We start from the raw sequence: 24,002 nt of genomic DNA, 5'->3' as shown, positions 1-24,002 counted from the left end.
CCTATTTTACATGATAGACGAAAGCTTCTTTGAGAGAGTATATGTGATAGCGAGGCAAATTCCTTTTGGTAAAGTAACTTCGTATGGCGCTATTGCAAGAGCCATTGGAGCTGCTCGATCAGCACGCATGGTGGGTTATGCCATGAATGCGTCGCATAATAGGGATGATATTCCCGCACATCGTGTCGTGAATAGAAAAGGATTACTCACGGGCAAATTTCATTTTGATGGTACAAACCTTATGCAACAATTATTGGAAAGCGAAGGAATTAGAGTAGTTGAGAATCAAATCATCGATTTTGAAACTCATTTTTGGCAACCACCAATGAGGGAGTTGTAAGATGGATTTATACTATTCTTACTAACGATTTTTCGTAATTATGCTCTATAAATGGAGTTGATTTATCCATCAATAAATCCAATCTAATTTCTTTATTTTAAGAACTTAATCGTTTATCTTTGTAATCTGAAATCAGTTTAAATAAACATAATGTTTAAGCGGATAATCCTCAATAGAAAATAGTACAATTATAATGAAATTAGATAGAAAAGAAATCCTAAAGGCTTTAGAAACAATTACTATTGCTGGAGAAGGAAAAAATATGGTAGAAAGTGGTGCCATTGCAAACGTTATCACTTTTGGAGATGAGGTAGTCGTAGATTTAGTTTTACACACACCGGCGATGCACATCAAAAAACGTGCAGAAGACGATATCAGAAAAACAATTCTTGAAAAAGTGTCTCCGGATGCTAAAATCAAAATCAATAGCAAGGTAGAAACACCCGAGAAAGCAGAAATTAAAGGGAAGTCTATTCCTGGAATAAAAAATATTATTGCTGTTGCCTCTGGAAAAGGGGGAGTAGGGAAATCTACTGTAACAGCAAACCTAGCAGTATCTTTGGCGAAAATGGGTTTTAAAGTAGGTGTGTTAGATGCTGATATTTACGGACCATCGATGCCAATCATGTTCGATGTCGAAAACGAAAAACCAGTTTCGGTTACCGTTGACGGAAAATCTAAAATGAAACCAGTAGAGAGCTACGATATAAAAATGCTTTCTATCGGATTTTTTACTTCACCATCTCAAGCCGTAATCTGGAGAGGACCTATGGCTTCAAAAGCGCTGAACCAAATGATTTTTGATGCTGATTGGGGAGAATTAGACTTTATGCTTATCGATTTACCTCCAGGAACGGGAGATATTCACCTTTCGATCATGCAGTCGTTACCTGTTACTGGCGCCGTTGTAGTAAGTACACCGCAAGCTGTAGCTCTTGCCGATGCTAAAAAAGGAGTGTCAATGTTCTTGAGTGAAGCTATCAATGTACCAGTTTTAGGAATTATCGAAAACATGGCGTACTTCACACCAGAGGAGCTACCAGAAAACAAATACTACATCTTTGGACAAGAAGGAGCTAAAAATCTTGCAGATGATCTAGAAGTACCATTCCTAGGAGAAGTGCCTATCGTACAATCTATTCGCGAGGCAGGGGATTACGGTCGTCCAGCAGCCATGCAAACAGGATCTGTGGTAGCATCTGTTTTTGAAGAAATCACACGTAAAGTAGTAGAGGAAACAGTAAGAAGAAATGACAGTTTACCAGCTACCGAAGCGATTAAAATTACAACAATGGCAGGATGTTCTGCCGTTAAAAAATAATAAGGAATAGGAACACTGTTTCTTTAAAAAACAACAAATGACAACAGAAGAATTAACAATCGAAGTTCATAAAGCGTTAGAGGAAATCAGACCTTTCTTGAATTCTGATGGCGGTGATATCACCCTGATATCTATCGAGGATGACAAGCACGTCAAAGTGCGTCTCGAAGGAGCTTGTACAAGTTGCAGTGTAAACCAAATGACACTAAAAGCAGGAGTCGAAACTACGATTAAAAAGTTTGCTCCACAGATAGAGACTGTTGTAAATATATTATAATTTGTGGCATGACCCTTATCGTAAAAAAGGCTACCAGTTAAGGTAGTTAGTCGCCTTTTTTACGATAAGCGTCGGGCTATACGCGCTACTTCGGTAGCTAGCTACTATCCCTCATGCAGTTAAGTGCTGTAATCAAAACTAAATTTCTAACTCAACACCCAATAGAATGGATGTACTTATAAAAATAAAAGATCGTGAAGGAGTAGTACACGAATTGCAAGCTCCCACTGATATGGCAATGAACATAATGGAGTTATGCAAGGCATACGAGCTCCCTGTTGAAGGTACTTGTGGCGGAATGGCTATGTGTGCTTCTTGTCAATGTTATGTCCTTAATAATGTGGCTCTCCCTGAAATGGGTGATGATGAAGAAGCTATGTTGTCTGAAGCTTTTTATGTAAAGTCTAACAGTCGTTTGGGTTGCCAAATACCAATCACAGAGAGTCTAGAAGGTTTAGAATTAGAGTTAGCTCCAGAAAGTTAATAAAAAAAGCGAGATGTAATTCTCGCTTTTTTTATGCTTTTGTAAATTAGCTGGTAATAGACGTTTACGAGTCTTATACCATCTCTTCTTTTAATAAACTAGCTTCAATAGCATCCCATAAACCAATGCGTCTTTCTAGTGCTGCAACAGATACTTGTTCTACTTCGGCCCATTTTTTAGGATCTTCACCGCATAGTTCTGTTATCATTTGCATAGCCATAGGTCCGTGCTCATCAGCATCTAGGGCAATGTGTCTTTCGAAATAGTATATCAATTTACTCAGGTCAGTTTGAGGGAAATTTTGCTGAAAATTCTTTAAGATAGCAGTAAACATACTAGGGATAAGATCTTCTCTTCCAAAAGTAAATGCTGCTGCAATTTCGTGAGTTTTTCCTTCGTCAATTACTCTAAAAGTAAAATCTAGAAATTCTTTAATATTAGGATGTAGCGTACTTGTTTTGATAGCCACAAATATATTTTGTAACGAATTCACTTCTGCTAAAAAATTAGAAATTCCTTCTGTATTCGCACCACATGATTCCATTGCTTCAATATACATCTCATAATGGCTTTGGCGACGACCATCAATCGTTAAATCAGTTTCTTCCGCTAATACAATTTCGTTAATTAAATACCTTGTTTCAGGATTCGCAGTGGCAAACCATGGAGTGGTGGTACATGTTAATTTGGATTGTAATGCTTTTAGAAGCGACATAAAATCCCAAACGGCATACACATGATTTTCAAGAAAAACATGTAAATCGTCAATGCTTTGTACTTTTTGGTACAATGGGTGCTGCAGCAAGCTATTTTTTTGGGGCTCAATTGCTTTGTTTATGCTTTCAATAGTCATAATAATTATTTTAGAGTAGGTTTTAAAAGGATTACAGGAGTTAATTTTTATTAAAAATCGCTGAGATCCTATCTGTCATGGTATTCACTACAAAGATAAAAAAGCTCCTTGTTTCCGAGGAGCTTTTGTTATCAATTTTATAGATACTTTAATAGTTGTTTATTACTACTTAAAAGCGGGTATTCCAGTGATATCCATTCCAGTAATTAATAAGTGAATATCGTGCGTTCCTTCATAGGTAATGACCGACTCTAAGTTCATCATATGACGCATGATAGAGTATTCGCCGGTAATTCCCATTCCGCCTAAAATTTGTCTTGCTTCACGGGCGATATTTATGGCCATGTCTACATTATTTCTCTTAGCCATCGAGATCTGAGCGGTAGTTGCTCTACCTTCATTTCTTAATACACCAAGTCTCCAAGTAAGTAATTGTGCTTTAGTGATTTCAGTAATCATTTCGGCTAATTTTTTTTGTTGTAACTGTGTTCCAGCGATTGGTTTGTCAAACTGAATGCGTTCTTTTGCGTAACGCAAAGCAGTATCGTAGCAATCCATTGCTGCACCAATAGCGCCCCAAGCAATTCCGTAACGAGCCGAGTCCAAACATCCAAGTGGTGCTCCTAGACCCGATTTATTTGGTAAAAGATTCTCTTTTGGAACCTTAACATTGTCAAATATTAACTCACCAGTAGATGATGCACGTAGTGACCATTTATTATGAGTCTCAGGAGTTGTAAAGCCTTCCATACCGCGCTCTACTATTAAACCGTGAATTCTACCTTCTTCATTTTTTGCCCATACAATCGCGATATCTGCAAAAGGAGCGTTAGAAATCCACATTTTAGCACCATTTAATAAATAATGGTCGCCCATATCTTTAAAGTTGGTAATCATGCTTCCTGGATCAGATCCATAATTAGGTTCCGTCAACCCAAAGCAACCCATGAATTCTCCTGTTGCCAACTTTGGTAAGTATTTCATTCGCTGTTCTTCATTACCGTATTTCCAAATTGGATACATGACTAATGAGGATTGAACAGATGAGGTAGAACGAACACCAGAGTCTCCGCGCTCAATTTCTTGCATGATTAATCCGTATGATATTTGGTCTAAACCAGCACCACCATATTCTTCTGGAATATAAGGACCAAAACCACCAATTTCACCTAAACCTTTGATAATTTGTTTCGGGAATTCAGCACGTTGTGCATAGTCTTCTATGATAGGAGATACTTCTTTTTTTACCCAAGCACGTGTAGAATCACGTACTAGTTTGTGTTCTTCGGTAAGTAAATCGTCTAAGTTATAGTAATCAGGTGATTGGAATAAGTCTGGTTTCATGGTTTTGAAAATTTGTGTATTACAAAGTTACACAAAGAAATATAACAAAACGATTAACAATTGTTATAATTTCAAGAAGACACTTTAAAAGGGGTATTGTATGAAAACAAATTTTTTTGGTAGAAAGTAATCTAATCAGTAGTGAGCTGATGAGCTATAAAATTTATATTACATCTTCAAATAGAAATCCTTGGTCAATTCAATATATTCTGGAGTGTAAATATGTCTTTCGGTTTCGATAATTAATTCGTTAATTGCAACATCAACTATTTCATTTCGGCTAAAAGCCAAAAGGCTACGTTTTATTTCGGTGGTAGGAGTTCCTTTTACTCTAGTGATTTTGATAGGGTACAGCTCGTATTGTTTGGCTATAGCCAAGAAATTTTCTTCTTCTTTAAAAGGAATGATTGCGGCGAATATTCCGTTTTCCGAAAGTAATAAATCTGCGGCCACAATCAAATCTTCAAAAGGCATGGCATCAGCAAAACGGGCTAGATCGCGCTGATCATTATCCGTTTTGTAATCTTCAGTATAAAAAGGAGGGTTGGAGACAATTACATCGTATTCATCTTCGGGTTCTTCTACAAATTCGTCTAAGCCTGCATGAAAACAGAATAATCGATCACTCCATGGAGAATTTTCGAAATTATCTGTCGCTTGTTCGTAAGCGTCTTCGTCAATTTCAAGAGCGTCAATTTGCTGCGCGTTGCTTCTTTGTGCAAGCATTAATGCAATTACACCTGTTCCGGCACCAATATCTAAAATACTAAATGGATTATGGTTTACGGGAGCCCAAGCGCCAAGAAGAACGCCATCAGTGCCAATTTTCATTGCGCAGCGGTCTTGTTCAATAGAGAATTGTTTAAATTGAAACATTATTGATTTTGCCTTTATGATTTTATGTTTTACTTATAAATAAATGTACAAATAAGATCCACATCAAATCTAATACATAGTAATATAAATTTATTTTGACTCTAAAGTTTGTCCCTTTTGTCGATTTTAAAAAGGGATCACCTTGCTGTCATAATTTTTTGAATATTTAAATGTTGAGAATTTGATTCCGTCTTTATTTTTAAAATTTTCTCTATTTACTAAGTTGTGAGTAGATTTTTTAACTATAATTATTTTCATAACGTTAATGTCAGATCCTTGCTTTACATAGAAAAAACATTAACCTCTTGCAATAACCAATACATTCGTTATATATTGTTATTATTCTTTTCGGAAAAAGCAAAAGTTGGCATATAATTACTAGCCAGATATTGTCGCAGTTTGTAAAGCTTAAAAGCAATGAAATGGGTAAAAACACTTCGTAAAATTCAGCTAATAGAATTTGATAGAATTTTGATGAGGGTAAAGCTATAATTATTTTAGAAGAATAGATTAAAGTTCTCACAATAATAATTAATGAGTAAAATGTAAGCCATTTGTAAATTATGTGACTATTTAGAATCTGTAGTAAATAAATAAAGCTTCCTAGCTCCATTGCAAAAACGAGCAAAACCAACCGTTTTAACTTTTTAATTGGGAGAGAATTAGATAGTGTGAGGATTCCTGAGTATAAATCATTTTCTTTATCTTTATATTGATGGTAAATAATACCTCTTAGACCATAGGAAAACGACCAAATAAATATTATTAAAGTCCAGTTAATAGCTAATGGGGCAAGTGTTATACTGTTGATGTATGTGACTATAAACATCGACGGAAAAGCATGAGCTCCACATGTATCTGCTATTATGCTTAAGTATCTATTCTCTTTTAATCTTATTGGTGGAATAGAATATAGTGAGTAAGCCACAACTGCTGCAATATACCAATATACAGATTGTCCGTTATCTAGTAATTTGTAAATAACAATTAATTGCAAAATTACCGCAAGAGATAAAATAGTATAAACTATTGATTTAGGTAGACCTAAAAATAGATTTTTTTTACCCACTAAACGATCAATTTTCATATCAGTAATATCGTTTATTATAGATACGTATATTGCTGCAGATACTATGTAGGTTATGATTTTAATAATTTCCAATGTCTTATTCTCAACACAAATATCGGCCAAATAAAATGTGCTGTAAGCGATGGTTAATAGAAAGGGTACTTTATATAACCACCAGTCATTGTATCTAATTAGAGCAAGATACTTCATGCCTCAGCTTTTATTTTGATAAAATGCCCGTAAAAAAATATTCTAGAACAAATTGTTTTTGTTAGTTTTTTTGTAGTTATTGGGATACTCATTTTAAACGACAGTATAATCAACTTTGCAAAGTTAATAAAATTCTTATGCCGCAACATGTTATAGCTTAATACAAGTGTCTCTTGTATTTGTAATGTTTTAATATTTAATTTTTCATAAGTTGAATATTTTTCTTTGTTTTTTTCCAGCATATAGCTAAGATCGTTAAGAATTACAATTTTAGTTTTAGCTTCTGAACTTAGTGATTCATAAATATTATCTCCAACAATATATTTTCTCCAAAGTGGTTTTTTACAAAAAGCTATTTTGCAATCTTTTGAAACTAATAGCGTTAAAGTGAAATCCCAATCATCTGCAACAGCTAACTTTTCATCCCATAAATGTGAAATAGAATTCCTGTTAAAAACTAATGCAGAAGATGGTGCGGGACATGTCTTAGTAAATATTTCACGTGCTTTTTGTCCGTTTAAATGAATCCAAATTAGATTAAGATATTCGCTAGAGTTATAATATTTTGAAGACCAGTCTGCTTGGTCGAAACTAGCATGTTCTGACCCGTTTTCATTTACTATGATTGTATTTGCAAAGACCAAATCAAGTTCAAACTCTAGTAATTGTGTAATGCACTCTTCAATAAAATCAGAATGCCAATAATCATCTGAGTCGAGTGTTGCGATGTAGGAACCCTTAGCCAAAGCTAACCCCGCATTTCTAGCACTTGCCTGTCTGCCATTTGGTTTATACACGTACTTGATGTTTTTAAATTCGCTAACGACAGAAGCTGTATGATCTGTTGAGCCATCATCAATTACGATTAACTCAATGTTTTTATAAGTTTGATTTAGCACTGAATTAATAGATCGACTTATATAGTCAACTCTATTATATGTGGGTATAATAACTGTTACAAGAGGTTTGTTTGTCATGGATAATTAACTATTTGTGTTAATTAATTTAATTATTTCCTCGCCTAAAACTTCTCCTGGTAATTCTCTGTATTTGTTTTCTATTAGAATTAATGCTTTTTTACCAATATCATTCCATTGTTCTCTTAATGCCCACGCTCTTTCCATAGTTTGATCAAAGGATTTAAAATTAGCTTGACCAATGAACCCATTTTCTCCATCGGTAATTAATTCTGAGCTTCCGCCAGCGTCGGTTACAATCACAGTTCTGCCTATAGCCATTGCTTCTAACATAGCTAGTGACATGCCTTCTGAGCGAGACGGTAAAATTAATGCATGATGAGTAGTCCAGATATCTTCAATGTTATTAACATGTCCTTCAAACGAAATGTTTTTAACGCCAAGTAGTATTGCTAACTCCTTTAATGCGATTTCATCAATTCCAGTTCCAATAAATGAAACTCTTATTGGTCTTGACTTCCATTTATCTAAGGATAAAATTCTGATGAGAATATCCTGTCCTTTGTCAATTAAAAATAATCTCCCAATGCAAGCAAGTCTTATTTCTGCTTCTAGAGATGGAGTTGGGATTAATTTTCCTTTTGTCTTTATTGGATTTTGAAGTACTTGACTATTGTCTATTTTCATTCCAAATTGTTCTTCGGTTAACTTCAAATTGTGTTGAGAAATAAAAAATAGTTTCAACGCATTCTTAATTGCAATTTTCATAAAGGGCCTCACGCATTTATGCGGCCAATAAAATTCTACCGCTTTTTGTGAAATAACAGCGAATGGAATTTTGAAAGTGTATAATTGATACGAATATTCAAGACCATCAAAATTGATGCCTTGAGCTACTATGACTAAATCTGCGTTGATTGACTTTATTTTTTTTATAAAATCGGTTTCTAAACTTTGATTTTTAATTTTAATTCTTGAGAAGTTTATTACTCGTAATAATTTTAATATTACCCTTTTTAAAATGCGAATTTTTTCTGACTTCACTTCTAAATCTACTAGAGTTACATTCCAATTATGTAATTCGACAAACTTTGGGTGACCTCTATTAATTCTTTTTTTTACTAAAATGACTTCTATATTATTCAACTGTAAATAAGGTATGCTGGCTGCCCATAATTCTTCGCTACCTCCCCAATCCTCTTCAATAGTACTAAAAAAGAGTATTCTTTTATTATTAGTTTGCATAATGTGTTTGTTTTAAACAAATGCTTTTAAAGATCATTTATAAATTGTCTGAAATATGAGCCGTTTTTGTCTGTAATTAAATCTTTGTGACTGCCTTCTTGGATAATATGACCATTAGACATAACATAAATATAATCTGCATGTTTGATTACGGGAAGTCTGTGACTTATCAAAATAACCCCTCTCTTGCTTTTTTCTAGACTTAGTCTAGTTATAAGATTGTTCTCAGCCAAGGAATCTATAGCACTAGTGGCCTCGTCTAAAATTAAAAATCTAGATGTTTTGTATAGAGCTCTAGCTACTGCAAGTTTTTGCCATTGACCAATGCTAACTTCGTGTCCATCTTTAAACAATTTTCCCATTACGGTATTGTACTTATCCGGGAACGTTTCGATGTATAAATCTGCGCCTGAAGTTTCAGCGGTTATTCGAATTTTATTTGCATCGTATTCAATATTGGGATTGCCCAAATGAATGTTCTCTCCCGCAGTAAGATTATATTTGCCAAAATCTTGGAAAACTACGCTTATTTCTTTTCTGTAATCTTCTAAATTTATATTTTTAATGTTTGATTTCCCTAGTCTAATAGTGCCGCTAATTGGATCGTAAAGTCTAGTAAGTAACTTTATTAATGTTGACTTTCCAGATCCATTCAAGCCAACAATTGCTATTATTTTACCAGGTTGGATCCTTAGGCTTATATTATTTAGAACTTTTGTATCGCTTCCTGGGTATACGAAACTCACATTTTCTACAATTAATTCACTAAGTTGATCAACTTCCGATAGTTGATCAACTTCCGACGATACTATTTTCGGATTTAAATCAAGGAATTCAAAAAGACTAGTTAGGTATAAATTATTTTGAAACAGTTGTGAAATATTTGAAGTTAAGCTTTGCATGACAGTAAATATTTGTAACAATGCAAGTAACAACATTGCAATATCACCTACGCTATTTTTTCCTTCTACAATGTTTAGAGATAAATATCCAATACACAAAATGAAGCCTAATGAAGAAAAAATAGCAACTATTGTTTCTACTGTGATTATCAATCTCTTAAGTTTAATGTGTTCATTAATTATTGAATTCTTTAAATTAATATACTTGCTATTTAGTATTGTGCCAAAGCCAAAGATGCGTAACTCTTTTGCAAAGATGTCACCAGTAATTACAGAACGGATGTACTGCAGTTTTCGGTCCATCTCGGTCCTCTTCAAATGCCATTTATATAATCTCTTATTGGTATACACTTTTATAAAGTAGGAAGGAATTATCATCAATATTATGTATGGAAGTAACATCCAATTTATTGAAATAATGATCGATAAAAATCCAATTCCGGTAATAATATTTTTGAATATTTCAACAATATTATTTAGTATTGCAATTAAACGAAGCTCAGATTCTTCGAATGTTCTTTTTAAAGTGTCGAAATAACTGGGGTTTTCATAATACTCAAGATCAAGAATAACCGCTTTTTCATGAATTATTTTATCAATATTTTTTGACAAAATAAAAGAGTTTATTTCTGCAACATAATTACAAACCGATTTTATCAGTAGGTAGGCTATGGTAATCCCAATAAGTTTGTACAGCTGCAAAACTATTTGTTGTTTCTCAATAATTAAATTGTGTTGAGTAAGTATGTCAACTAAAATCTTAAAAGTATAAAAGCTATATAGATAGAATAATGTTTCCAGAATCATTAATATAACAGATACTAATGTCCACCATTTTGATAATGATAGAATTAAGAGGAAGGTTTTGGGAAATTGTTTTGTGAGTGAAATTTTTTTTTGGATCATTTATGCGTGTTTCTTCTCTGGTTAATAGCTACCATTATGATTTTTATTTACAATAAAATCTTTGTATCTAGCTATCGCTTCAAGACAAAATCCAGTTGTTAATTCCTCACTACCCCATCCCTGTAATTTTTTAGGGCCTCCCCAGTACGCGATCCATCGAGGCCAGCAGCCATTTTTCGATTGGTTTTGTATCAAAAAATTGACAGCGTTTTTTAGTTCATCACATTTGCAATTAAAGTTCAAAAGTGTGCATATTGCCCAAGCTGTATCTAGAATAGTGTCTCCAATTCTTCCATCTGGTTTTACTTTACTTAATACTCTTTTAATAATTGGCTCTACTATTGGTTCTAATTTCATAATACCTTTATAATAATTTCTAGAAAAAAAATAATAAACAACAAAGGGTTCTCGGTACCATAAATCGCAATTCCCTTCCTTTTCTTGCGTTATAACATTTATAATTAAATCAATAATAGGTAAAGTCTGGTTTGATTCTCCTAAGTAATAGAGTGCATTTGCATTTACAACTGCATCAATATCTTTTCTACATGCTTCTGTTTTAATCCAAAAAAATGTATTTCGAACAATATTAGGTAACCTTTCTAAACCAATTTTTAGTATTTGTTTATTACATATTGATTTCATTCTGAATAGAAACCAGGAATAAAATAGCCCTTTTTTATTAATGTTTGTCATAATTAAAGGGATATTTGAAGGATACGGAAAGTTAATTCCTTTGTCCTTATATAAGCTTGATATGCAACAGGTATCATCTATATCATTCGGGCAAATTTTATTATAAATATGCAATTTTGTGAAGTGGTTCCATAGTCCGTTTTTTGATTTTTCACCACCTAAGAACATCATAGCTTTATGTTGTATTTTTTCCGATTGTTTACTGGAAATATACTTTAGGTTATGACATATTATAGCAGTGGAAAATAAAGTGCTATCAGGAAATGTCCACGCTAACATACCTGGGTCTCCAGATGCATATGCTATATACTCACCATTTGGTAATTGATGCTGATATAAGTAATTCACACCTTTATCTATGGATTGTGTAATCTCTGAATTTGGTGATTTATCTTGTATGTTTAAAACATTGTTCACATTTTTTTTTTAGGTTAACGTCTTGAATTTTCTTAATAATAGACGTTTTTAATTTCCGTTAAAATTATTTAAATATGTTACTAAAAGTTTTTAATGGTAAAATATTTATCCTTTTATAAAATAAGCTAAATTCGAAAAATAAAGCGTTTGCATTTTTGTAAGGATAGATAAATTATTTCATGAATAATTATTTAATGCAGCAGCCTTCTTTTGATTTATTTTAGGATTCTATAAATCAAGCTACTGTATAATTTTTCTAAAGATACATTTCAATAAGTCCTTCGGGAAGGTCCATGATTACTTTTTTGTTTTCGCGATCAATTTTTACCAGAAAATGATCAATCATAGGAATCAGAATTTCGACACTACCGTTTAAAACTTCAAAAAGTGGTTGCGCGGTACTATCATTTATAGATTCTATTTTTCCGACAACGCCAAGGCGTTTGTCTTCTACTTCAAATCCAATAACTTCGTGATAGTAAAATTTGTTACCAGAGAGTTTTGGTAACATATTAAGTGGGAGGTAAATGTCGTTACCAATAATGGCATCGGCATCTTCTTCGGTATTCATGTCTTCAAAGCGAATTCGAAGAAAATCATTTTTGTGTAAAGAGCAATTTTCAATAAAAAAAGGAACCAAGTGTTTGTTGCATTCAACAAACACTGATTCCAAGTTTTCGTATAACTCAGGTTCATCCGTGTCTAAATAGGCAAGAACTTCCCCTTTGAAACTAAATTTTTTAGCGATTTTACCTAAATAGAAACAATCTTCTTTACGCATAGTCGCTTACTAAATTATGCTTGAGTTTCTTCGTTGTTTTCTTCTGCAGCAGGAGCTTCTTCAGCTTCAACTTCAGCAACTTCTTCTTCAACAGCAGGAGTCGCAGCAGCTATAGCATCAGCTTCAGCTTGTGCAGCAGTAGCTAAACGTTTAGCATTAACTTCTTGCTCTGCTTTGAAAGCTTTTGCTTTAGCATCAGCTTGCGCTTTTGATAAACCATCTTTCTTAGCATCAACTGTTCCGTTTTTAGCTTCTAACCAAGCAGCTAATTTTGCATCAGCTTGCTCTTGCGTTAAAGCTCCTTTACGAATACCTCCATCAAGGTGGTGTTTCAATAAAGCACCTTTGTAAGAAAGAATTGCTTTAGCAGTATCAGTTGGTTGTGCACCATTGTGCAACCATTTTACTGCACTTTCAAGATTTAACTCGATAGTTGCTGGGTTTGTGTTTGGATTGTAAGTACCAATTTTTTCTAGGTATTTACCATCTCTTTTTGCGCGAGCATCTGCTGCTACAACCCAGTAAAAAGGTTTTTGTTTTTTACCGTGTCTTTGTAATCTAATTTTTACTGACATAATCTTGTGATTAAATTTTGAGGTACTCGACCTCGATTAATTAAGGGTGCAAAGATATACTAATTTTTTGAATTTACTATGAACAACTTACTATTTTGATTGATAGTATTTTGACTAGTTTTTAATGAGTTGAGCCAAGGAATTCGCTAAAAAATTATACTTTTGTTAGTCTAAAATTATGTTTCTATGAAAAAATATGTTTACATTGTAATTGCAATGACGTTCCTGAATTCTTGCGGAGAAGATGTTCGTTTCAATAACCCTTCTTTTCAAGGGGTGAAGGACAATATTTTTTGGCGAGCAATACAGTCTGAAGGGACCATAGCAGCAAACGGTTCTTTGATTATAAAAGCATACACAGCTAATGAAATTGTGACCTTAAAAACGACCTCAACTACTGTTCAGGTTTATCCTATAGGTACAAGCGATTCAAAGACAGCGACCTATGTTTTAACAAATACAGCAGGGGATCTTACTTTCTCTAGCGGAATTGATATTGGTAATGGCCAAATAGAAATAACAGAGTATGATGATGCGAATAATACCGTTTCAGGGACTTTTAAATTTAATTTAGAAAACGTTTTTAATAATCCTTTAGGGGGAAGTACTCTTAATTTTCAGCAAGGAGTTTTCTATAAAGTGCCAATCAAAACACCTGTAGTGCCTTAAGAAACGCTGTTTTATAGGTTATTATCATTGGATTCTAATTTTTCTATTTGTTTGAGACAAGAGTCAGAGTTAAATATATTGATAAATAAGCTAATATATAGTAGATTACGAAATAATTAGAGTACATTTGTTGCAATTATTATAAATAAGTACATATGAATATTTTTGTTGGAAGCCTTCCATTCAGTATTGAGGAAGCAGATTTAAGAGAGTCTTTCGAGGCTTACGGAGCAGTTGATTCAGTTAAAATTATCTCGGATAAATTTACAGGAAGAAGTAAAGGATTTGGTTTTGTTGAGATGCCAAATGATGACGAAGCTCAAAAAGCGATTGACGAATTGAACGGAGCTACTGTTCAAGGACGTGCAATTGTAGTTAACAAATCTGAGCCTAAGCCAGAAGGAGAAAGAAGAAGTTTTAATAACAACCGTGGTGGAGGAGACTCTCGTGGTGGTTATGGTGGAAACAGCCGTGGTGGAGATAACCGTGGTGGTGGAAACAGAGGAGGATATTAATATTCTTTTTTACAACTATAAGAAAAGGTATCAATGTAAATTGATACCTTTTTTGTTTTTGTGTAATTTGATAAACATATAGTGTAGTGTATTTATGTACAATACTTTTAATTTTTTTTTTTTTTTTAGAATCTAATTTTACCAAAGACAAATCAGGATGTAATAGAAAATGAATTATTCTTGTTCTAGAACTTTTATATCTTCTGACAGTGAAGCCATACTTGTTGGATCAAGACTATTATAAATCCCTCTAATAATCCTATTTTTATCAATTAAAACAAAATTCTCCGTGTGCAGAAAAATGGAGCTGTCTTTGTTTTCTCCTAAATCTTCTTCGACAAAATAAAATTTTCTTCCTAGGTTGTATATTTCTTCTTTATTCCCAGTAAGAAGCTTCCATTTTTTATAATGAACATTTTTCCTTTTGGCGTAAGCCGCTAAAGTAGAAACAGAATCCATATCAGGAGTTACCGTATGAGAAACTAGTTGTATGTCGTCATTATTTTCAAATTCAGATTGCAGTTTGGTCATGCTATCGGCCATTTTTGGGCAAATCCCGGGACAGGAAGTGAAGAAAAAATCCACTACGGTTATCTTGTCATCTAAATTTTTTTCCGAAAACGTTTTCCCTTCTTGATCTAATAGTTGAAAGGAGCGAATTTTATGAAAAGAGGCATCCTCGGGTTTTTCCCAAATAGGTGTGAAAGCAGAGGAATTATAGTAAGGTAGCTTTCTTATGTTTTCTGTATCCTTACATGAAAAGGCAAAGAGGGCTAGTGCAAGTACTAAGAATTTAATTTTCATTTGATTTCGTTTTTATTTGACCATCTCTTAAAGTATAGCACATATTAGATTTTTGCAAGCCATAGCGATGACCTTCTTTGGCTTCGTAGTTAATGTATGGTTTGCCATTTTCACGCCACGCTTTTTGCATGCCGTCTTCTTTATCATCTTTATACATTAAAAAACAATAGGGACTTCCGCTCTCATACCATTGTTTTTGCATGCCTTCACGTTTATCGTTGAAATAAGAAAAATCAAATTTCATATTGCCATTTTTCCAATAACCGTAGTGCCGTCCGTAGGCAATACCGTTTTTATAATTTCGTTCTGTTTCCAACTTTCCATTTTCAAAAAAAGTTTTGGTCGTTCCGTGTTGTCTTCCTTGATAATAGGAGGCGAAACTTTTTACAACATCGTTTTTATAAATTTCTTTTATGCAACCCGAATAGGGCTTATTATTAAAATAATAAACCCCGTTCTCTAATTTCAGTTTGTTGTCATTTAAAAAAATTGAAGTATTTGGCACTTGCGAGATATCAACTTTTTCAAAAATGTTATCTGATTTTTTATTCGCTGTTTCTGAACAACTAAATATAAGTTGACAAAACAATAGAATAATAAATTTATTGAGTAAATGTTCCTTTTGTACCATTGTAACTTCCTGATTTTAAGATGTAAAACCTACTGCCTAAATATGCTGTATTGCTAGCGTGATAATGATAGATAGCTGTTGAGAAATCTGCTGTTGTTCCTATATGACCACCATTTGCATCTAAATTTGTAGGGTAGCTACCATCCATATCCTTTCTTGCATAAATTGGAAAACCATCTCTTAAAAATCCTATTAATTTTGCATCATCATTCCCCATAAAATCGCCAGTACAATGGTAATGATAAGTATTCCCAGGTCCAGGGTGAGCACCTGCTCTATCAAAAGAACCAAGTACACCTGCGTCTACAGGTACATTTCCGCCTTCTCTATCATTATAGATTGGAACGCCATTTAACGCCATACCAATTGCTCCTAACGTCGTCACTTCTTTGGCTGATGCTTCTACAGGATTTGTAGGAATCGTCATTGCGTAATTTTGAACTCCAATAGTTCCGGGATTAAGCGTTGAACCAGCCATTTGTTCTTCATACAAGGGATGTCCAACACCATAATAGGGTGAAACGTGGTCTGGTGTTCCATTAGATTTTAATGTGATACTGTTACCGCTTGTCGAAATTGTTACAGTGCTTTTATATTTGGCTTGTACTGCGCTTGTAATAGAAACACCTGTTGCTGTTGACGTTGTATCCGTGGTTGTGTCTGAATCATTCTTGCTGCATCCTACAATAGTTAAGGCAATAGCAAACCCTTTAATCCAATTTTTGTTGTTTCTCATCTTTTTAATTTTTACGATTAATTTATCTTAAATTATTTTTTGTCATCAGGTCTAGGTCTTTCAGGTTTGGGCGCTTTCTTTAATTCTTCGAGGCTTAAAAAACCGTCTTTGTTTGTGTCGATTTTAATAAAATCATCTTTGATAGGACCTTTTAGTTCTGATTTAGCTAACTTTCCGTCTTTATTAGCATCCATTTCTTTTAGTAATTGTTCTGCTTTAGGTGGTTTTTTCTTGCCGTCTTTATCGTTTGGTTGTGCAAAAAGGGTGAGACCAGTGGCAAAAAACACTACACTTAGTATACTTTTTAATCTTTTATTTTTCATAACTATTTTTTTTTAAATTATTTCTTAATACAAAGTTGCATTATTTATTAATATACAATTTACATTTTCAGTGAATGCCGTTAAGTTATCAGTATGTGCTTATAATACTGCCATACTTTATCTAAAGTACTACAAAAAAGTTCTGCTTTATAGGTACATAGTGCAAATGAGCCTTGAATCAATACTACTGATTATTTTGTTATAAATTATTTCAAATAGGCATTGGCTGCAGCTGTTCGAGCTGTAACATGAGAACTTAAGGCATCTATCGCCGTTTGAAAATCGGATGTACTGTTGAGGAAAGTATAACCTTTCACCTCTTTTATTGCATATGGTTTTACTAGTGCTCCATAAGCGGTATACTTAGCTTTCATAGCCGTTTCATTAAACGCATTATCAATAACGCTTTTTACATAAACATCATACTTCGCCTTGTACGTTGGATCATTATAAAGGTATCCAATCAGTGGCCATGATGTTGCATTGAGCCCTGAGAAATTTAGAGCATATGAGCCTCCTTGGTTTCCTAATTGCAATGCTTCATTATTATCCCAAGGTATCCAAAAGATCTTTTTTGTGTCTGGATTATTATATAAATAATAATTATGAGTCATGCGTCCATAGGTATCCCAATTTTGAATTACTGTATTAACAGCAAGGTATTTCAAAAAAGTATTCGTATCAAAAACAGATTCAAGATTTGTCCTCCAAGCAGCAGCATCAGTTGTTCTGTTGCTTGCATGCAAGGCTGTAAATAAACTTTGGATGTCCGTGTAATCTGCAGCATCTTCATTCGTTTTCTTCACAAATACATCTTGGGTAAAAGTACCGCTAGCAAAACTAGCACCTGTACCGTCTGGTTTGTACAAATTTCCGTCATTGTTGGAGAACTCATCAATTAGCGTGTCGTCTACCTCTTCAACTAAGGTATACACACCAAAATAAATAGGGCCGTCACCATGATCAACATAGAGTTCATAAAATGCAGCATGTGAACTTGTAACTCCTGACGCTCTAAAAATATCTGTTGCTACTTTCTCTCGCAGCATCGATTTGTCATTGTAGTTGTTTTTTAAACTTAATTTTTTGAAACCGTAAAAACGTTGGTTATCAATTTGAGGGTAGGTATCCTCATACTCATCAAAGTCTAATTTAAATGATAGCTTTAAGTTTCCACTAGACCATGTAGATTGCAGGCTTGAGTTTCCCTTGAAGCGAACACCAACGCGGTACCATTCTTTTCCTTTGTAAAACACTTCAGCAGGTACCATCAATGGGTCTTCGTTAGAGGAAACAAGGTTATTACTGTTAGCTTTTGATCCAAAAGTGCCGTAAGTAGTAGTCATATCTGCAAGCATGCTTTTCCAACGTGCTTTTGTTATTACTATATCTAAGCGTTTTACACTATTGTCATCAAAAACTTCTGCAAAGTTTGGGTCTGCTTTTTTACTGTGGGTTGCTGAAGTCCAATCAGGAATTTCAAAATTGACATTTTCTGCTTCCACAACTTCTTCTATTTGTTCATCAACTGTTTGGTCGTCTGAACAAGAGCTCATAAATACTATCTGAATCGCAACTAATACTAGTGCAGCAAATTTTTTGGTTATCATAATGCTATTGCTTTAATTTTCAACAAATTTCAATAATTAATTAAAGTGTAGTTTTTAAATTCAATGAACAGGCTAAAGAAATCAGTGAATGATTTAAATTCAAGGGGTGTAAGTTCGCTTTCAAAGGTTTAAAATCCTCTTTTTCGAGAATTGATTCGTTTTTATTTTATTTATTTGTATTATGACAAGATTTTATAGAACCGTTTTTCAGCTTTTTTTGTGGGCTATTGTTTGGATAATAATGGGTATTAATCAAAACGACTTTCCACATTTTTTTCGAGATAATTTTTTGGCTTATATTTCTCAAGCTTTATTAATTATTGTTCTTGTTTATATACTTGCGCCAAAATTACTTTTTAAAAAAAAACATGTTGTTTTTGTTTTAGTTTCGATTCTTCTATTGCTGTTTTTCTCTTTTTTATCTGGCAACATGATAGATCATGCACGACGATTGCAGGAGCTGCCGCAAGTAAATGATGTGAGAATGAATAGACCACCACCATTTAGAGGAGCAGGTAACGGACTTCCTTCGCCCATGATAATTAACTTGTTATTGCTTTGTGTTTCCTATATTCTAGCAATTTTTTTAGAGACATTTTCTTTTGCACAAAAGAAAGAAGAGGCCTTGGTTTTAAGCAAGACAGAAAATATTGAAAACGAACTCAAATTTTTAAAATCTCAGATTAATCCTCATTTTTTATTCAACTCTTTAAACAACATCTATTCCCTGTCTATTATTGATGCGTCTAGGGCGCAAGAAAGCATATTGTACCTCTCGGACATGCTGCGCTATGTGCTGTATGATTGTGAAAAACCAAGTGTAGCGATCGAAAAAGAGGTTACTTATATTGAGGATTTTATCAATTTGTTTTTAGTAAAGAGTAGTAAAAAATACCCAGTTAGATCTACTTTTGAAATTAAAAACAGCGGCTTGCAAATCGCTCCAATGCTGTTAATCCCTTTTGTCGAGAATGCATTTAAACATAGTAATATAGAAAGTGTTAAAGACGCTTTTATCACTATTGAACTCCATGCAACAAATGACTCCATTGATTTTATTGTTGAAAATAGCTTTGATAGAGGAAACAAAGTTCAAGATGGTGTAGGAGGGATCGGAATTGTTAATGTTCGAAAGCGTCTGAGTTTATTGTATGAAAACAAGCATACTATTGAAATAGTCGAAAATAATAATATCTTTAGGGTACAACTAAAAATAATGACAAATGCTTAAATGTATTGTAATTGATGATGAAGAGCTTGCTAGAAAACTAATAGAAAGCCATATTCAAAAATTAGATTTTTTAGTACTGGTGGGTAGTTTCGAAAATCCATTGGATGCATTACCTATTTTAAAGAGCGAAACTATTGACGTCGTGTTTTTAGATATTCAAATGCCACAGATCAAAGGAACAGATTTTGCTGAAATGATTCCCTCAACAGCAAGTGTAATATTTACGACGGCCTATTCTGATTATGCTTTAGAAGGTTTTGAGTTAAGTGCTTTAGATTACTTATTAAAGCCGATAGGGTTTGAGCGCTTTTTGAAAGCTGTACAAAAGATTAAAAAAGGAAACGCAGAAGTAATTGATACCATCACCGTTAAAAGTGGTTACGACCTTTTTAAATTAAAGTACAGTGATATTACTCACATAGAAAGCGATAGCGAGTACGTTGTGTTTCATACGTCAGGCAAAAAAATCATGAGTCTGCAATCCCTAAAATCTTTGGAGAAATCATTAGATGTATCAGTTTTTATAAGAGTACATCGCTCTTTTATAGTCAACAGAGGTAAGGTTACTGGACTTAAGAGTAGGGATTTGTCTCTGGGATCAATCTTGATACCGGTCAGTGATAGCTACTATGAAAATGTAAAAAAGGAATTGTTCGGGTGAGTTTTTTGATAGGGTTTTATAAATGTATTTGGACATCTCACAGAATTATAATTGCCTTAATTATGGGTTTAATTTACTGAAATGTCAAAATAATTTTATATGATTCTGAATAAACTTTGCGCCTACACGCAAAAAAAGCTGTCCCAGATTTGAGACAGCTTCTAAAGTATATGTTTTCTATTACAGATTAGCTACTAGCCAATCACCTACATCACTTGTTTTATATGCTGTAGCACCTTTAGTAACTAAATCTTCGGTAACAACTCCTTGTTCGAGTGACTTATTTACTACGGCTCTAATTGCAGCTGCTTCTTCGGTTAAACCAAAAGCATCTTCAAACATCATTGCTGCAGATAATACAGTTGCCAATGGATTTGCGATATTCAAACCAGTTGCTTGTGGGTAAGAACCGTGAATTGGTTCGTATAGTGAAGTGTGTTCTCCTACCGATGCAGATGGCATTAATCCCATTGATCCTGAAATTACCGAAGCCTCATCCGTTAATATATCTCCAAATAAATTCTCAGTAATTAGTACATCATACGAGTTTGGCCATTGTACTAATCGCATGGCAACAGCATCTACAAATTCGTAGCTTACCTCTACTTCTGGATAGTCTTTTTCCATGGCTTGTACTGTCTCTCTCCATAAACGAGAAGTCTCCAATACGTTTGCTTTGTCTACACAACACAATTTTTTAGTTCGTGTCATAGCTAATTCAAAACCTTTTTTTGCTAAGCGTTGTACTTCAACTCTTGTATAGACACAGTTGTCGAAAGCAGTTTCTCCACCGTCTCTTCTTCCTTTTTCGCCAAAGTAGATTCCGCCAGTTAATTCTCTTAAGAAAACTAGATTAGTTCCTTCAATGCGTTCTCTTTTTAAAGGAGAATTGTCAACCAAAGAAGGGAAAGTAAAGGTTGGTCGAACATTAGCAAACAAACCTAATTTTTTACGCATTAACAATAATCCTTGTTCTGGTCTCACTGGAGCAGTTGGATCATTATCGTATTTTGGGTGACCAATCGCTCCAAACAAAACAGCATCAGCTGCCATACATATTTCATGTGTTTCATCAGGGTAGGGAACACCCACTGCGTCTATAGCACAAGCTCCTGTAAGAGCTGGTGTCCAAGTGATTTCATGATTGAATTTTTTTGCAATGGCATCCGAAACTTTTACTGCTTCATTGATTACTTCTGGTCCGATTCCGTCTCCGGCTAAAAGGGCTATTTTTAATTTCATAATTGTATGTGTTTTAAGCATTAGGCGAGTTGCCTCTGCTAGTATTTTGATTTTTATAATACAAGAGAACAATTAGATCACTTTACGTTTAACATTTTTTGCGTTGCAACAATGGCAGCAACCGTTTGGTCTGAATCTAATCCTCGTGTTTTAAATTCTTTTCCGTTGTTTGTCCAGGTGATAACAGTCTCGCACAAGGCATCTGAGCTACTACCTGGTGGAATTCGAACCGCATAATCGATTAATTTAGGTAATATTAAGTTTTTGCTTTTGTAAATTTTGCCTAAGGCATTCATAAAAGCATCAAATTGCCCATCACCTTGAGCATGCTCTTCAATTACCTCTCCATCCATTTTTAAGGATAGAGTTGTCGATGGACGCATTCCTTTAGCATGAGATAATATGTATGATTCGACTACGATTTTTTCTTCAAAAATCTTACTGTGTAAAACGTCGGATATTATATAAGGGAGGTCTTCTTTAGTAACGGTCTCTTTTTTGTCACCAAGTTCGATGATTCGTTGTGTGACTAATTTAATATCTTCTTGATTAAGCTGCAAACCCAACTCTTGCAAGTTTTTTTCAATATTTGCTTTACCCGATGTTTTTCCTAAAGCATATTGTCGTTTTCGACCAAAACGTTCCGGAAGTAAATCATTAAAATACAAGTTATTTTTATTATCACCATCGGCGTGAATACCTGCTGTTTGAGTAAATACATTGTCCCCTACAATAGGTTTGTTGGCTGGGATTCTGTAGCCAGTAAATGTTTCGACTAATTTACTCACGGTGTATAATGACGATTCTTTGACGTTGATTTCGATCTCAGGCATAAAGTCATTGATTACTGCAACGGTACTTTCAAGTGGTGCGTTTCCAGCGCGTTCTCCCATTCCGTTTACAGTAACATGCAATCCTTTTATCCCTGCTTTCAAAGCTTCCATCACATTTGCTATACTCAAGTCGTAATCATTGTGAGCATGGAAGTCGAAATGGATGTCTGGGTATTTTGCTGTTATTTGAGCAACAAAATTATAAGTGTCTGACGGAATCAAAACTCCTAAAGTATCCGGAAGTAAAATTCGTTTCACCCCTTGTGTAACTAGGAAATCTAAAAACTGAAAAACATATTCAGGTGAGTTGCGCATCCCGTTACTCCAGTCTTCTAGGTAAACGTTGGTCGCAATATTATTTTCTTTTGCTAAAGCTATTGTTTGGGCAATTTCATTAAAATGCTGCTCTGGTGTTTTCTTTAATTGGTGTTTCAAATGATTCATCGATCCTTTAGTCAATAAATTTTGAACTTTGGCACCTGCTTTCTTCATCCATTCAATAGATAGGCCACCGTCAACAAAAGTTAGAACTTCGATTCTGTCATTGTAGCCTTTTTCATTGGCCCATGTCATAATCCCTTTTACACCTTGAAATTCTCCTTCGCTTACGCGAGCAGAAGCAACTTCAATGCGATCTACATTTAATTCCTCCAATAATAATTGTGCAATGGTAAGTTTTTCTGCAGCAGAAAATGATACTCCCGAGGTTTGTTCCCCGTCACGAAGCGTCGTGTCCATTATCTCAATTTTTCTTTTTTCCATTTTAAAATTTGATGCTTGCAAGTTTTCTTTTTCAAAGTAAACCGTTAAAAAAGTACTGTATTAATTAGTGTAATCATTAACACCTTCATTAATTTACATTAATGCAGATACAAATGATGCGTCACAATTATGTTTTTTAGAAAGGTAGCTTCTCAGCAAAAGTTACTACTTCTGATTTCATGCTTTGTAGATAATCGATATCATCAAAACCATTGATCATGTTGTTTTTTTTGTATCCATTGATATCAAAAGATTCCTTTTCACCACTTGCTTTCAAAGCAATCGTTTGCTCTGCCAAGTTGATTTCCAATTCTGTATTAGGATCTGCTTCAATAGCTTTGAAGATGGCATCAGCAAATTCAGGGCTTACTTGAACCGGTAAAACACCAATGTTCAAACAGTTTCCTTTGAAGATATCTGCAAAGAAAGAAGAAACTACTACACGGAATCCGTAATCGTATACTGCCCACGCAGCATGCTCACGAGAAGAACCAGAACCAAAGTTTTTACCTCCAACTAGAATTTTCCCAGAGTATGTTGGGTTGTTCAGTACGAAATCATCCTTTGGAGTACCATCTCCATTATATCTCCAGTCTCTGAAAAGGTTATCTCCAAAGCCAACACGTTCTGTTGCTTTCAGGAAACGAGCAGGAATGATTTGGTCAGTATCTACGTTTTCTATTGGTAGCGGCACTGCGCTGCTAGTAAGGATATTAAATTTATCGTATGCCATGTTTTTATTGCTTTTGGCAGTCAGCTTTGGGCTTTGGGC

The 24,002-nt window shown here is 34.2% G+C and carries 26 protein-coding genes; 8 read left to right on the top strand and 18 right to left on the bottom strand.

The features are described 5' to 3' along the window. Positions 1-10: 10 nt before the first annotated feature. The 4 genes from H8R22_RS01115 to H8R22_RS01100 all read left to right on the top strand — a co-directional run bounded on the left by H8R22_RS01115 (position 11) and on the right by H8R22_RS01100 (position 2,422). Positions 11-340, top strand: a complete 330-nt coding sequence (locus H8R22_RS01115) for an MGMT family protein (RefSeq protein ID WP_187009357.1) — start codon at positions 11-13, stop codon at positions 338-340. Positions 341-533: 193 nt separating this feature from the next. Further along, positions 534-1,661, top strand: a complete 1,128-nt coding sequence (locus tag H8R22_RS01110) for an Mrp/NBP35 family ATP-binding protein (protein WP_187009358.1) — start codon at positions 534-536, stop codon at positions 1,659-1,661. A 37-nt stretch (positions 1,662-1,698) separates the two neighbouring features. Further along, the gene (locus H8R22_RS01105) at positions 1,699-1,938 is read left to right on the top strand and encodes a NifU family protein (RefSeq protein ID WP_187009359.1); all 240 of its coding nucleotides are present in this window, start codon (positions 1,699-1,701) and stop codon (positions 1,936-1,938) included. A gap of 166 nt (positions 1,939-2,104) precedes the next feature. Beyond that, positions 2,105-2,422 carry a 2Fe-2S iron-sulfur cluster-binding family protein gene (locus H8R22_RS01100; RefSeq protein ID WP_187009360.1) on the top strand — a complete coding sequence of 106 codons (318 nt, stop codon included), beginning with the start codon at positions 2,105-2,107 and terminating at the stop codon, positions 2,420-2,422. A 73-nt stretch (positions 2,423-2,495) separates the two neighbouring features. On the opposite strand, the gene H8R22_RS01095 is transcribed toward H8R22_RS01100, so the two are convergent. The 10 genes from H8R22_RS01095 to H8R22_RS01050 all read right to left on the bottom strand — a co-directional run bounded on the left by H8R22_RS01095 (position 2,496) and on the right by H8R22_RS01050 (position 13,213). Next, on the bottom strand, positions 2,496-3,275 hold the full coding sequence (locus tag H8R22_RS01095) for a DUF3050 domain-containing protein (protein ID WP_187009361.1): 780 nt from the start codon (positions 3,273-3,275) through the stop codon (positions 2,496-2,498). 165 nt (positions 3,276-3,440) lie between these two features. Beyond that, the gene (locus H8R22_RS01090) at positions 3,441-4,619 is read right to left on the bottom strand and encodes an acyl-CoA dehydrogenase family protein (RefSeq protein ID WP_187009362.1); all 1,179 of its coding nucleotides are present in this window, start codon (positions 4,617-4,619) and stop codon (positions 3,441-3,443) included. A gap of 168 nt (positions 4,620-4,787) precedes the next feature. Next, positions 4,788-5,495 carry a tRNA1(Val) (adenine(37)-N6)-methyltransferase gene (locus H8R22_RS01085; RefSeq protein WP_187009363.1) on the bottom strand — a complete coding sequence of 236 codons (708 nt, stop codon included), beginning with the start codon at positions 5,493-5,495 and terminating at the stop codon, positions 4,788-4,790. A 268-nt stretch (positions 5,496-5,763) separates the two neighbouring features. After that, a complete protein-coding gene (locus tag H8R22_RS01080) occupies positions 5,764-6,774 on the bottom strand; it encodes a UbiA family prenyltransferase (RefSeq protein WP_187009364.1) in 1,011 nt (336 codons plus the stop codon). Next, positions 6,771-7,751 carry a glycosyltransferase family 2 protein gene (locus tag H8R22_RS01075; RefSeq protein WP_187009365.1) on the bottom strand — a complete coding sequence of 327 codons (981 nt, stop codon included), beginning with the start codon at positions 7,749-7,751 and terminating at the stop codon, positions 6,771-6,773. Before H8R22_RS01075 ends, H8R22_RS01080 begins: the two co-directional genes overlap by 4 nt. 6 nt (positions 7,752-7,757) lie before the next feature. Further along, complete coding sequence (locus H8R22_RS01070) at positions 7,758-8,936, bottom strand: glycosyltransferase (RefSeq protein WP_187009366.1); 1,179 nt, start codon at positions 8,934-8,936, stop codon at positions 7,758-7,760. Positions 8,937-8,962: 26 nt separating this feature from the next. Next, positions 8,963-10,744, bottom strand: a complete 1,782-nt coding sequence (locus tag H8R22_RS01065; RefSeq protein ID WP_187009367.1) for an ABC transporter ATP-binding protein — start codon at positions 10,742-10,744, stop codon at positions 8,963-8,965. A gap of 21 nt (positions 10,745-10,765) precedes the next feature. Further along, positions 10,766-11,857, bottom strand: coding sequence for a prenyltransferase/squalene oxidase repeat-containing protein (locus tag H8R22_RS01060; RefSeq protein ID WP_187009368.1), 1,092 nt, complete (start codon positions 11,855-11,857; stop codon positions 10,766-10,768). Between the two features lie 256 nt (positions 11,858-12,113). Continuing rightward, positions 12,114-12,638 (bottom strand): ribosome maturation factor RimM, encoded by a 525-nt coding sequence (gene rimM / locus H8R22_RS01055; protein ID WP_187009369.1) that lies wholly within the window; start codon positions 12,636-12,638, stop codon positions 12,114-12,116. 14 nt (positions 12,639-12,652) lie between these two features. Beyond that, a complete protein-coding gene (locus tag H8R22_RS01050) occupies positions 12,653-13,213 on the bottom strand; it encodes a 30S ribosomal protein S16 (protein WP_187009370.1) in 561 nt (186 codons plus the stop codon). Between the two features lie 186 nt (positions 13,214-13,399). Here H8R22_RS01050 and H8R22_RS01045 point away from each other — a divergent pair, with 186 nt between their 5' ends. Both H8R22_RS01045 and H8R22_RS01040 read left to right on the top strand, forming a co-directional pair. Beyond that, positions 13,400-13,882 (top strand): DUF6252 family protein, encoded by a 483-nt coding sequence (locus tag H8R22_RS01045; RefSeq protein ID WP_187009371.1) that lies wholly within the window; start codon positions 13,400-13,402, stop codon positions 13,880-13,882. A 155-nt stretch (positions 13,883-14,037) separates the two neighbouring features. After that, positions 14,038-14,397 carry an RNA recognition motif domain-containing protein gene (locus H8R22_RS01040; protein ID WP_187009372.1) on the top strand — a complete coding sequence of 120 codons (360 nt, stop codon included), beginning with the start codon at positions 14,038-14,040 and terminating at the stop codon, positions 14,395-14,397. Positions 14,398-14,571: 174 nt separating this feature from the next. Here H8R22_RS01040 and H8R22_RS01035 read toward each other — a convergent pair whose 3' ends face one another. From H8R22_RS01035 to H8R22_RS01015, 5 genes are all read right to left on the bottom strand, one after another. Continuing rightward, positions 14,572-15,201, bottom strand: a complete 630-nt coding sequence (locus H8R22_RS01035; RefSeq protein WP_187009373.1) for an SCO family protein — start codon at positions 15,199-15,201, stop codon at positions 14,572-14,574. Then, positions 15,191-15,832, bottom strand: coding sequence for a toxin-antitoxin system YwqK family antitoxin (locus H8R22_RS01030; RefSeq protein WP_187009374.1), 642 nt, complete (start codon positions 15,830-15,832; stop codon positions 15,191-15,193). Before H8R22_RS01030 ends, H8R22_RS01035 begins: the two co-directional genes overlap by 11 nt. Further along, complete coding sequence (locus H8R22_RS01025; protein WP_187009375.1) at positions 15,804-16,568, bottom strand: YHYH protein; 765 nt, start codon at positions 16,566-16,568, stop codon at positions 15,804-15,806. Before H8R22_RS01025 ends, H8R22_RS01030 begins: the two co-directional genes overlap by 29 nt. Positions 16,569-16,600: 32 nt before the next feature. Further along, positions 16,601-16,891, bottom strand: a complete 291-nt coding sequence (locus H8R22_RS01020; RefSeq protein WP_187009376.1) for a penta-EF hand family protein — start codon at positions 16,889-16,891, stop codon at positions 16,601-16,603. Between the two features lie 206 nt (positions 16,892-17,097). Beyond that, positions 17,098-18,501: a CotH kinase family protein gene (locus H8R22_RS01015; protein ID WP_187009377.1), complete on the bottom strand. Its 1,404-nt coding sequence runs from the start codon at positions 18,499-18,501 to the stop codon at positions 17,098-17,100. Positions 18,502-18,682: 181 nt separating this feature from the next. On the opposite strand from H8R22_RS01015, the gene H8R22_RS01010 reads away from it, so the two are divergent. Together H8R22_RS01010 and H8R22_RS01005 are read left to right on the top strand one after the other, a co-directional pair. Then, positions 18,683-19,732 carry a sensor histidine kinase gene (locus tag H8R22_RS01010; RefSeq protein ID WP_187009378.1) on the top strand — a complete coding sequence of 350 codons (1,050 nt, stop codon included), beginning with the start codon at positions 18,683-18,685 and terminating at the stop codon, positions 19,730-19,732. Then, the gene (locus tag H8R22_RS01005) at positions 19,725-20,393 is read left to right on the top strand and encodes a LytR/AlgR family response regulator transcription factor (protein WP_187009379.1); all 669 of its coding nucleotides are present in this window, start codon (positions 19,725-19,727) and stop codon (positions 20,391-20,393) included. The genes H8R22_RS01010 and H8R22_RS01005 overlap by 8 nt, the downstream gene beginning before the upstream one ends. 180 nt (positions 20,394-20,573) lie before the next feature. Here H8R22_RS01005 and leuB read toward each other — a convergent pair whose 3' ends face one another. From leuB to leuD, 3 genes are all read right to left on the bottom strand, one after another. Next, the gene (gene leuB, locus H8R22_RS01000; protein WP_187009380.1) at positions 20,574-21,635 is read right to left on the bottom strand and encodes a 3-isopropylmalate dehydrogenase; all 1,062 of its coding nucleotides are present in this window, start codon (positions 21,633-21,635) and stop codon (positions 20,574-20,576) included. A 77-nt stretch (positions 21,636-21,712) separates the two neighbouring features. Next, positions 21,713-23,230: an alpha-isopropylmalate synthase regulatory domain-containing protein gene (locus tag H8R22_RS00995; protein ID WP_187009381.1), complete on the bottom strand. Its 1,518-nt coding sequence runs from the start codon at positions 23,228-23,230 to the stop codon at positions 21,713-21,715. Positions 23,231-23,366: 136 nt separating this feature from the next. After that, positions 23,367-23,963 (bottom strand): 3-isopropylmalate dehydratase small subunit, encoded by a 597-nt coding sequence (gene leuD, locus H8R22_RS00990; protein ID WP_187009382.1) that lies wholly within the window; start codon positions 23,961-23,963, stop codon positions 23,367-23,369. Positions 23,964-24,002: the final 39 nt, after the last annotated feature.

This window comes from Flavobacterium kayseriense, assembly GCF_014305095.1.
Lineage (GTDB): Bacteria > Bacteroidota > Bacteroidia > Flavobacteriales > Flavobacteriaceae > Flavobacterium > Flavobacterium kayseriense.
Note: the sequence above shows the minus strand (reverse complement) of the source record. Positions and strands in the feature narration are given on the sequence as shown.

Excerpts from the sequence above, each read along its gene's own strand:
- H8R22_RS01105 (WP_187009359.1), top strand. The coding sequence starts at position 1,699 with ATGACAACAGAAGAATTAACAATCGAAGTTCATAAAGCGTTAGAGGAA.
- H8R22_RS01040 (WP_187009372.1), top strand. The coding sequence starts at position 14,038 with ATGAATATTTTTGTTGGAAGCCTTCCATTCAGTATTGAGGAAGCAGAT.
- H8R22_RS01090 (WP_187009362.1), bottom strand. The coding sequence starts at position 4,619 with ATGAAACCAGACTTATTCCAATCACCTGATTACTATAACTTAGACGAT.
- H8R22_RS01050 (WP_187009370.1), bottom strand. The coding sequence starts at position 13,213 with ATGTCAGTAAAAATTAGATTACAAAGACACGGTAAAAAACAAAAACCT.
- leuD (WP_187009382.1), bottom strand. The coding sequence starts at position 23,963 with ATGGCATACGATAAATTTAATATCCTTACTAGCAGCGCAGTGCCGCTA.
- rimM (WP_187009369.1), bottom strand. The coding sequence starts at position 12,638 with ATGCGTAAAGAAGATTGTTTCTATTTAGGTAAAATCGCTAAAAAATTT.
- H8R22_RS01025 (WP_187009375.1), bottom strand. The coding sequence starts at position 16,568 with ATGAGAAACAACAAAAATTGGATTAAAGGGTTTGCTATTGCCTTAACT.
- H8R22_RS00995 (WP_187009381.1), bottom strand. The coding sequence starts at position 23,230 with ATGGAAAAAAGAAAAATTGAGATAATGGACACGACGCTTCGTGACGGG.
- H8R22_RS01020 (WP_187009376.1), bottom strand. The coding sequence starts at position 16,891 with ATGAAAAATAAAAGATTAAAAAGTATACTAAGTGTAGTGTTTTTTGCC.
- H8R22_RS01045 (WP_187009371.1), top strand. The coding sequence starts at position 13,400 with ATGAAAAAATATGTTTACATTGTAATTGCAATGACGTTCCTGAATTCT.
- leuB (WP_187009380.1), bottom strand. The coding sequence starts at position 21,635 with ATGAAATTAAAAATAGCCCTTTTAGCCGGAGACGGAATCGGACCAGAA.
- H8R22_RS01095 (WP_187009361.1), bottom strand. The coding sequence starts at position 3,275 with ATGACTATTGAAAGCATAAACAAAGCAATTGAGCCCCAAAAAAATAGC.
- H8R22_RS01010 (WP_187009378.1), top strand. The coding sequence starts at position 18,683 with ATGACAAGATTTTATAGAACCGTTTTTCAGCTTTTTTTGTGGGCTATT.
- H8R22_RS01075 (WP_187009365.1), bottom strand. The coding sequence starts at position 7,751 with ATGACAAACAAACCTCTTGTAACAGTTATTATACCCACATATAATAGA.
- H8R22_RS01005 (WP_187009379.1), top strand. The coding sequence starts at position 19,725 with ATGCTTAAATGTATTGTAATTGATGATGAAGAGCTTGCTAGAAAACTA.
- H8R22_RS01110 (WP_187009358.1), top strand. The coding sequence starts at position 534 with ATGAAATTAGATAGAAAAGAAATCCTAAAGGCTTTAGAAACAATTACT.
- H8R22_RS01065 (WP_187009367.1), bottom strand. The coding sequence starts at position 10,744 with ATGATCCAAAAAAAAATTTCACTCACAAAACAATTTCCCAAAACCTTC.
- H8R22_RS01035 (WP_187009373.1), bottom strand. The coding sequence starts at position 15,201 with ATGAAAATTAAATTCTTAGTACTTGCACTAGCCCTCTTTGCCTTTTCA.
- H8R22_RS01030 (WP_187009374.1), bottom strand. The coding sequence starts at position 15,832 with ATGGTACAAAAGGAACATTTACTCAATAAATTTATTATTCTATTGTTT.
- H8R22_RS01115 (WP_187009357.1), top strand. The coding sequence starts at position 11 with ATGATAGACGAAAGCTTCTTTGAGAGAGTATATGTGATAGCGAGGCAA.
- H8R22_RS01100 (WP_187009360.1), top strand. The coding sequence starts at position 2,105 with ATGGATGTACTTATAAAAATAAAAGATCGTGAAGGAGTAGTACACGAA.
- H8R22_RS01080 (WP_187009364.1), bottom strand. The coding sequence starts at position 6,774 with ATGAAGTATCTTGCTCTAATTAGATACAATGACTGGTGGTTATATAAA.
- H8R22_RS01085 (WP_187009363.1), bottom strand. The coding sequence starts at position 5,495 with ATGTTTCAATTTAAACAATTCTCTATTGAACAAGACCGCTGCGCAATG.
- H8R22_RS01070 (WP_187009366.1), bottom strand. The coding sequence starts at position 8,936 with ATGCAAACTAATAATAAAAGAATACTCTTTTTTAGTACTATTGAAGAG.
- H8R22_RS01015 (WP_187009377.1), bottom strand. The coding sequence starts at position 18,501 with ATGATAACCAAAAAATTTGCTGCACTAGTATTAGTTGCGATTCAGATA.